Raw genomic sequence first — 7,786 nt, 5'->3', positions numbered from 1 at the left:
TTCGCGGATGCGGTGGAGCAGTTGCTGGGTGAGGGGTTCGGGGCGTTCGTCGAGGTGAGCGGGCATCCGGTGCTGACGATGAGCATCGAGGCGGTCGCCGAGGAAGCGGATGCCGGGCCGGTGGTGGTGAGTGGGACGCTGCGCCGGGGCGAGGGCGGCCTGCGCCGGATATGGACGTCGCTGGCGGAGGTGTATGTACGTGGTGTCCCGGTCGACTGGGCGTCCCTGCTGGGCGCGGCTTCTGCGGATACCGTATGGGAGCTGCCCACCTACGCCTTCCAACACCAGCACTACTGGCTCAAGAGCGCTCACCCCACCGGCGCGATGGCCGCCGTCGGTCTCACCGGTGCCCAACACCCTCTGCTGGACGGCTGGGTTGAACTGCCGGACTCGGACGGAGTGTTGTTCACCTCCCTCCTCTCACTGAGCACCCACCCGTGGCTGGCCGATCACACAGTGGCCGGTGTGGCCGTTCTGCCCGGGGCGGCGTTCGTGGAGCTGGCGGTGCGCGCCGGTGACGAGGTCGGCTGCGGTGTCCTGGACGAGTTACTGATCGAGGCGCCGCTCGTGCTGCCGGAGGGCACGAGCGTGCAGCTCCAGGTGGTCGTCGGTGGGGTGAGGGAAGCCGGCCGACGTAGCCTGACCGTTCACTCCCGGTGCCAAGGCACCTCCTGGACTCGACACGCGACGGGCACGCTCGCCCCGATCACCACCGCACCTGATGTCGACCTCTCGGTGTGGCCTCCGGTCGGAGCCACTCCCGTCGACGTGGACCAGGCGTACGAACGTCTGGCACGGGCGGGGCGTGGTGTGGAGTCGGCGTTCCGGGTCCTGCGCACGGCGTGGGCTCGTGGCAACGATGTCTTCGCCGAAGTGGAACTGGGTGACGACCAGCAGGCCGAAGCGGCGCGCTTCGCTCTGCACCCGGCACTGCTGGAAGCCGTGTGCCATGCCGACAGTCACGGCGATGCGTCCGTGCTGCCCGTCGCCTATCGCGCGGTGTCCCTGTCCGCGACAGGGGCGACCTCGCTGCGGGCGCGTATCAGTCCCGACGGCCGAGGGGGTGTGGCGCTGGAGCTGGTGGACAGCTCCGGTGGGACGGTCGGGTCCGTCGGCTCGGTGACGTCGAGGCCGCTGTCGGCCGACGAGTTGGTGTCCGAGGCCGGGACGCATGCGCGGGACGCGCTGTTCCGGGTTGAGTGGGTACCTCTCGAAGTCCCGGCGGCGGGCGAGTCGGCCTCGGCCACCTCGGAGCCGGTGACCGTGACGAGCCCCGCGGAGCTGACGGTGTTCGCCGCCCAGGGAGACGTACCGTACTACCTTCGCGTGGACTTGACGGACACCACGCACGGCCTGCGGACGCAGACCTCGCAGGCGTTGGAGTGGGTGCAGGCATGGCTGGCCCTGCCGGATACGGGGTCGCAGCTGGTCGTCGTCACGCGCGAGGTCACCGACCCCGTCAGCGCGGCGGTATGGGGACTCGTCCGCTCGGCGCAGTCGGAGGTCCCGCAGCGGCTGGTCCTGGTCGCCATGGACGAGGACGCCGCCTCCGACGCGCTGTTGTCCGCCGTCCTGGCCACCGGTGAACCGCAGATCGCCCTTACCGCCGGTGCGGCATCCGTACCGAGGCTGGTGCGCGCCACCTGGGACGAGGAAGGGCCGCGGCGACCGCTGGGCCCGGCGGGTACGGTCCTCATCACCGGTGGCACGGGGACGCTGGGCCGGCTGCTCGCCCGGCACCTCGTGGTCGAGCACGGCGTACGCAACCTGCTGCTGGTCAGCCGCAGCGGCGGTACCGCCGAAGGCGCGGCGGAGCTTCGGACCGAACTCGGTGCGCTGGGCGCGGTCGTACGTACCGTGGCGTGCGACATCGGCGAACGGGCCGCGGTGGCGGACCTGTTGGCCTCGATCCCCGTCGAGGCGCCTCTCACGGCGGTCGTCCACACCGCCGGTGTCCTGGACGACGGTGTGGTCACCGCCATGACGCCCGAACGACTGGCGACGGTACTGCGCCCCAAGGCGGACGCGGCCCTCATCCTGCATGAGCTGACCCGCGACATGGACCTCGCGGCCTTCGTGCTGTACTCCTCGGCTGCGGGCGTCCTCGGCAACCCCGGCCAGGCCAACTACGCCGCCGCCAACGCCTTTTTGGACGCACTGGCCCAGCAGCGCAGAGCGGCAGGGCTCCCGGCCACCTCGCTCGCCTGGGGACACTGGGCGCCCAGCAGCGGGATGACCGCGCATCTCACCGCGTCCGACCTGCGGCAGCACACCCGGCGATTCGGCATGACCGCCCTGGCGGCCGAGACCGGCCTGGCGCTGTTCGACGCCGGTCTGCGCAGCGCCACGCCCGCGCTGGTGGCGACCCGGCTGGACCTCGTGTCGCTGCGCGCCGGCGCGACCGACACCCCGACCCTCCCGATGCTGCACAAGCTGGTGCCGCCGGGGCGCCGCGTCGTGAGCCGGACGGAGTCGCCGCGGACGGATCTCGTACGACGGCTGGAGTCGCTGGACGCCGCGGAACGCCAGCAGATTTTGCTTGACCTGGTCAGGAGCCATGCCGCCCAGGTCCTGGGACACTCCTCCGCGGACGGCATCGCCGCCGACCGGGCCTTCCGGGAGGCCGGCTTCGACTCACTGACCTCCGTGGAGCTGCGCAATCGGCTGGGCACGGTCACCGGGCTCCGGCTTCCCACGACCCTGCTCTACGACCACCCCAGCCCGCTGTCCCTCACCAGGCATCTGTACGCCGAACTGCTGGGGTCGCCGAGCAGCGTCCCCGCCGTCCCGGCCACCGTGCGTGAGTCGCCGGACGACGCCATCGCCATCGTGGCGATGAGCTGCCGCTTCCCCGGCGGGGTGAACAGCCCCGAGGACTTCTGGCGTCTGATCAGCGAGGGCGGCGACGCCGTCGGTGACTTCCCGGACGACCGTGGCTGGGACCTGTCGGCGCTCTACGACCGCGACCCGGACCACCCCGGCACCTCTTACGTCCGGCACGGGGCCTTTCTTCCTGATGCCGCCGGGTTCGACGCCGAGTTCTTCGGCATCTCACCGCGTGAGGCATTGGCGATGGATCCGCAGCAGCGGCTGCTGCTGGAGACCTCGTGGGAGGTGTTCGAGCGGGCCGGCATCGACCCGACCACGCTGGCCGGCAGCGACATCGGGGTGTTCACCGGCATGAACACCCAGGACTACGCGATGCGCCTGCACCGCGTTCCGGAGGAGGTCGAGGGGCACCGGATCACCGGCGTCTCCGGGGCCGTGCTGTCGGGGCGGGTGGCTTACACCCTGGGTCTGGAAGGGCCCGCGGTGACGATCGACACGGCGTGTTCGTCGTCTCTGGTGGCGTTGCATCTGGCGGCGCAGTCGTTGCGGGCGGGTGAGTGCTCGATGGCCCTGGCCGGCGGGGTGACCGTGATGGCCGGGCCGGACGCCTTCGTGGACTTCTCCCGGCAACGCGGACTGTCGGTCGACGGCCGGTGCAAACCATTCGCGGCGGCGGCCGACGGCACGGGATGGGCCGAAGGCGTCGGCGTGCTGCTCGTGGAGCGGTTGTCCGATGCGCAGCGCAACGGTCATCGGGTGTTGGCGGTGGTGCGGGGCAGCGCGGTGAACCAGGACGGCGCGTCGAACGGTCTGACCGCGCCGAACGGCCCGTCCCAGCAGCGTGTCATCCGGCAGGCGCTGACCAACGCACGTGTGCCGGCGGCCGAGGTGGACGTGGTCGAGGCGCACGGCACGGGAACGACGCTGGGCGATCCCATCGAGGCGCAGGCCATCCTCGCCACCTACGGGCAGGACCGCGACCGTCCGCTGTGGTTGGGCTCCGTGAAGTCGAACATCGGTCATGCGCAGGCGGCTGCTGGTGTGGCTGGTGTGATCAAGATGGTGATGGCGTTGCGGCACGGGGTGTTGCCGCGGACGTTGCACGTGGACGCTCCCACCCCGGAGGTGGATTGGTCGGCGGGTGCGGTGGAGTTGCTGACCGAGGAGCAGCCGTGGCCGGAGGAGGCGGGGCGCCCGCGCCGGGCCGGGGTGTCCGCGTTCGGAGTCAGCGGCACCAACGCCCACGTCATCCTGGAGCAGACACCGGTCGCTGCCGACGCCGACGCCGATCAGGACGGTACGAAGGACACCGTCACGAGCACGGTCGCCGGTGTCCCCTGGTTGATGTCGGCCCGGAGCGCGGAGGCGCTTGACGGGCAGGCGGCCCGGCTCGCGGACTTCGCCCGCCGGCACCCGGAACTCGACCCGACCGACGTCGCGCACGCGCTGATCAGCACACGAGCCGCGTTCGACCACCGGGCCGTGGTCGTGGGCACGAGCCGTGCCGAACTGCTCAACGGCCTGGACGCCCTCGCAGGACCGGGCTACGGCCTCGCCGCCAGGGGTGTGCCACGCCCCGGCAGGCTCGCGGTGCTGTTCACCGGGCAGGGCAGCCAGCACACGGGCATGGGCCGCGAACTCCACGCGCACTACCCCGTGTTCCGCGACGCCTTCGACGCTGCCTGTGCCGAACTGGACCGGCATCTGGTGGGCGCCGGGCATGTGGCGTACCCCGTCAGGGACGTCGTGTTCGCCCCGCCCGGATCGCCCGAGGCGGCACTGCTCGACCGGACCGTGTTCGCCCAGGCGGGCCTGTTCGCGCTGGAGACCGCGCTGTTCCGGCTCTACGAGTCCTGGGGAGTACGCCCCGACTTCCTCGCCGGACACTCCGTGGGCGAGCTGACCGCAGCGCATGTGTCGGGCGTCCTGTCCCTGGCGGACGCCGCCGCTCTGCTGGCCGCACGCGGACGGCTCATGCAGGCCCTGCCCGGCGGCGCGATGGTGGCGGTCAACGCCCCCGAGCCCGTGATCCGGCCGCTGCTCGCGCAAACTCCGGGCGCCGTCGGTATCGCCGCGGTCAACGGCCCCGCCTCCGTCGTCGTCTCGGGCGACCGGGACGCCGTCGAGGCCGTAGAGCAGATGTGCGAGGCCGCAGGACACCGGACCAAGCGCCTGCGGGTCAGCCACGCGTTCCACTCCGCCCACATGGACGCCATGCTCGACGAGTTCCGCGACATCGCCGCCGGACTGTCGTACGCGCCCCCTGCCATACCCGTCGTCTCCAACGTCACGGGCGAGCCGGCCACCCCGGAGCAACTGTGCTCCCCGGACTACTGGGTCCAGCACGTCCGCTCGACCGTCCGCTTCCTCGACGGCGTCAACACGCTCGACGCCCATCAGGTCACGACCTTCCTCGAACTGGGCCCCGGTGGGGTTCTCACCGCCATGACGCAGGAAGCGCTGGGCGACGACACCGACCCGGCGATGTTCGTGCCCGCGCTGCACGACGAACAGACCGAACCACTCGCCGCCGTGGCCGCCCTCGCCCGACTGCATGTCCGTGGTGTGCCGGTCGACTGGACCGCACTGCTGCCGGACGCGGCGCGGCGCGGCGTCGACCTGCCGACCTACGCCTTCCAGCACCGGCGGTACTGGCCGGACGTCTCCGTGCCGTCGGTTGTGCGCCCGGCGGACGGGCGGTCGCGTCCGGCCCCCGGGTCGCTGCCGGAGGCCGCACCGCGCCTCGGCGGCGCCACCCCCACAGCCTTCGTCGAGCAACTGATGGCCGGCACAGAGACCGAGCGGTACCGGTTGGTCCTCGACCTGGTGCTGAGCAGCGCGGCCGCGGTGCTGGGCCACGAGGACACCTCCACCATCGACGCCGAACGGCCCTTCCAGGACCTCGGCTTCGACTCCCTGAACGTGGTCAGGCTCCGCAACCGCCTGCGCAATCTGACCGGAGCCGAACTGCCCACCACGCTCGCCTTCGACCATCCGACATCGACCGAGCTGGCGAACCACCTGCACGCCCTGCTCCTCGGACATGACTCCGCACACAACTCCGCATACGACGAAAGGGTGTTGGCGGCGGGCGACCCCACCGAACCGATCGCGATCGTGGGGATGGCGTGCCGGCTGCCGGGCGGCGTGGCCTCGCCGGAGGACTTGTGGGAGCTGGTTCTGGCGGGGGGCGACGGGATCGGGGAGTTCCCGGTGGACCGGGGATGGGACCTGGAAAGCCTCTTCGACCCGGACCCGGACCACGCGGGCACCAGCTATGCCCGGCAAGGTGGTTTCCTCTACGACGCGGCCGAGTTCGACGCCGGCTTCTTCGGGATCTCGCCGCGTGAGGCGTTGGCGATGGATCCGCAGCAGCGGCTGCTGCTGGAGACGTCGTGGGAAGCGCTGGAACGAGCAGGCCTCGACCCGGCCTCGCTCCGTGGGCAGGACATCGGTGTCTTCGCCGGCATGGTCAACCACGACTACACCAGTCGCCTCGACACGGCTCCCGACGGCTCCGAGGGCTACCTGATGACCGGGGGCGCGGGCAGTGTGCTGTCGGGTCGGGTGTCGTACGTGCTGGGTTTCGAGGGCCCGGCGATGACGATCGACACGGCGTGTTCGTCGTCTCTGGTGGCGTTGCATCTGGCGGCGCAGTCGTTGCGGGCGGGTGAGTGCTCGATGGCCCTGGCCGGCGGGGTGACCGTGATGGCCCGGCCGGACGCCTTCGTGGAGTTCTCCCGCCAGCGCGGGCTTGCCGCCGACGGCCGGTCCAAGTCGTTCGCTGCCGCGGCCGACGGCACGGGCTGGGCCGAGGGTGCGGGTGTGCTGTTGGTGGAGCGGTTGTCGGATGCGCAGCGCAACGGTCATCGGGTGTTGGCGGTGGTGCGGGGCAGTGCGGTGAATCAGGACGGTGCGTCGAATGGTCTGACGGCGCCGAATGGTCCGTCGCAGCAGCGGGTGATCCGGCAGGCGCTGGCTGGTGCGGGTGTGTCGGCTGCCGATGTGGATGTGGTGGAGGCGCACGGTACGGGTACGGCGCTGGGCGATCCGATCGAGGCGCAGGCGTTGTTGGCTACGTACGGTCAGGGGCGGCCGGTGGGCCGTCCGTTGTGGCTCGGTTCGTTGAAGTCGAATATCGGTCATGCGCAGGGGGCTGCTGGTGTGGCTGGTGTGATCAAGATGGTGATGGCGTTGCGGCATGGGGTGCTGCCGCGGACGTTGCATGTCGATGCCCCCACTCCGCAGGTGGATTGGTCGGCGGGTGCGGTGGAGTTGTTGACCGAGGAACGGCCGTGGCCGGAGGAGGCGGGGCGCCCGCGCCGGGCCGGGGTGTCCGCGTTCGGAGTCAGCGGCACCAACGCCCACGTCATCCTCGAACAGCCCACAGCGACTCCCGACGTGAACCTCCCCGCACCGCGAACACCGAACGGCCTGGTGCTTCTCCCGTTGTCCGCACGAGGTGAAGGTGCGGTGCGTGGCCAGGCACAGAGGTTGCTGTCCTTCCTCGATCACCGGCCGGACCAGGATCTCGGCGAGCTGGGTTTTGCGTTGGGTGTGGGTCGTGCGGGGTTGTCGGATCGTGCGGTGGTGGTGGCGGGGGAGCGGGGTGAGGTGTTGGCGGGGTTGGGCGCGGTGGTGCGGGGTGAGCCGGCGGTTGGTGTGGTGTCGGGTGCGGTGGGGCGGGGGCGGCTGGGGGTGTTGTTCGCCGGCCAGGGGTCTCAACGGGTGGGTATGGGGCGGGAGTTGTATGAGGCGTTCCCGGTGTTCGCGGAGGCCTACGACCGTGTGCGGGGTCTGCTCGGCATCGCGGACGCGGATCTGGATCGGGAGGGGTTGGACCGGACGGGTAATGCGCAGCCGGCGTTGTTCGCGTTGGAGGTGGCGTTGTTCGAGTTGGTGTCGGCGTTGGGGGTGCGGCCTGAGGTTGTGGGTGGTCATTCGATTGGTGAGTTGG

General features: G+C 71.0%; 1 protein-coding gene. It reads left to right on the top strand.

Annotated features, from left to right (window positions below; genetic code table 11):
• The coding region (locus tag ACIQBL_RS48020; RefSeq protein WP_401955355.1) for an SDR family NAD(P)-dependent oxidoreductase at positions 1-7,786 on the top strand (7,786 nt) is incomplete at both ends.

It is taken from the genome of Streptomyces sp. NPDC088350, assembly GCF_044753545.1.
Taxonomy (GTDB): Bacteria; Actinomycetota; Actinomycetes; order Streptomycetales; family Streptomycetaceae; genus Streptomyces.
The sequence above is the reverse complement of the archived record's forward strand: the minus strand, read 5'-3'. Positions and strand labels throughout refer to the sequence as shown.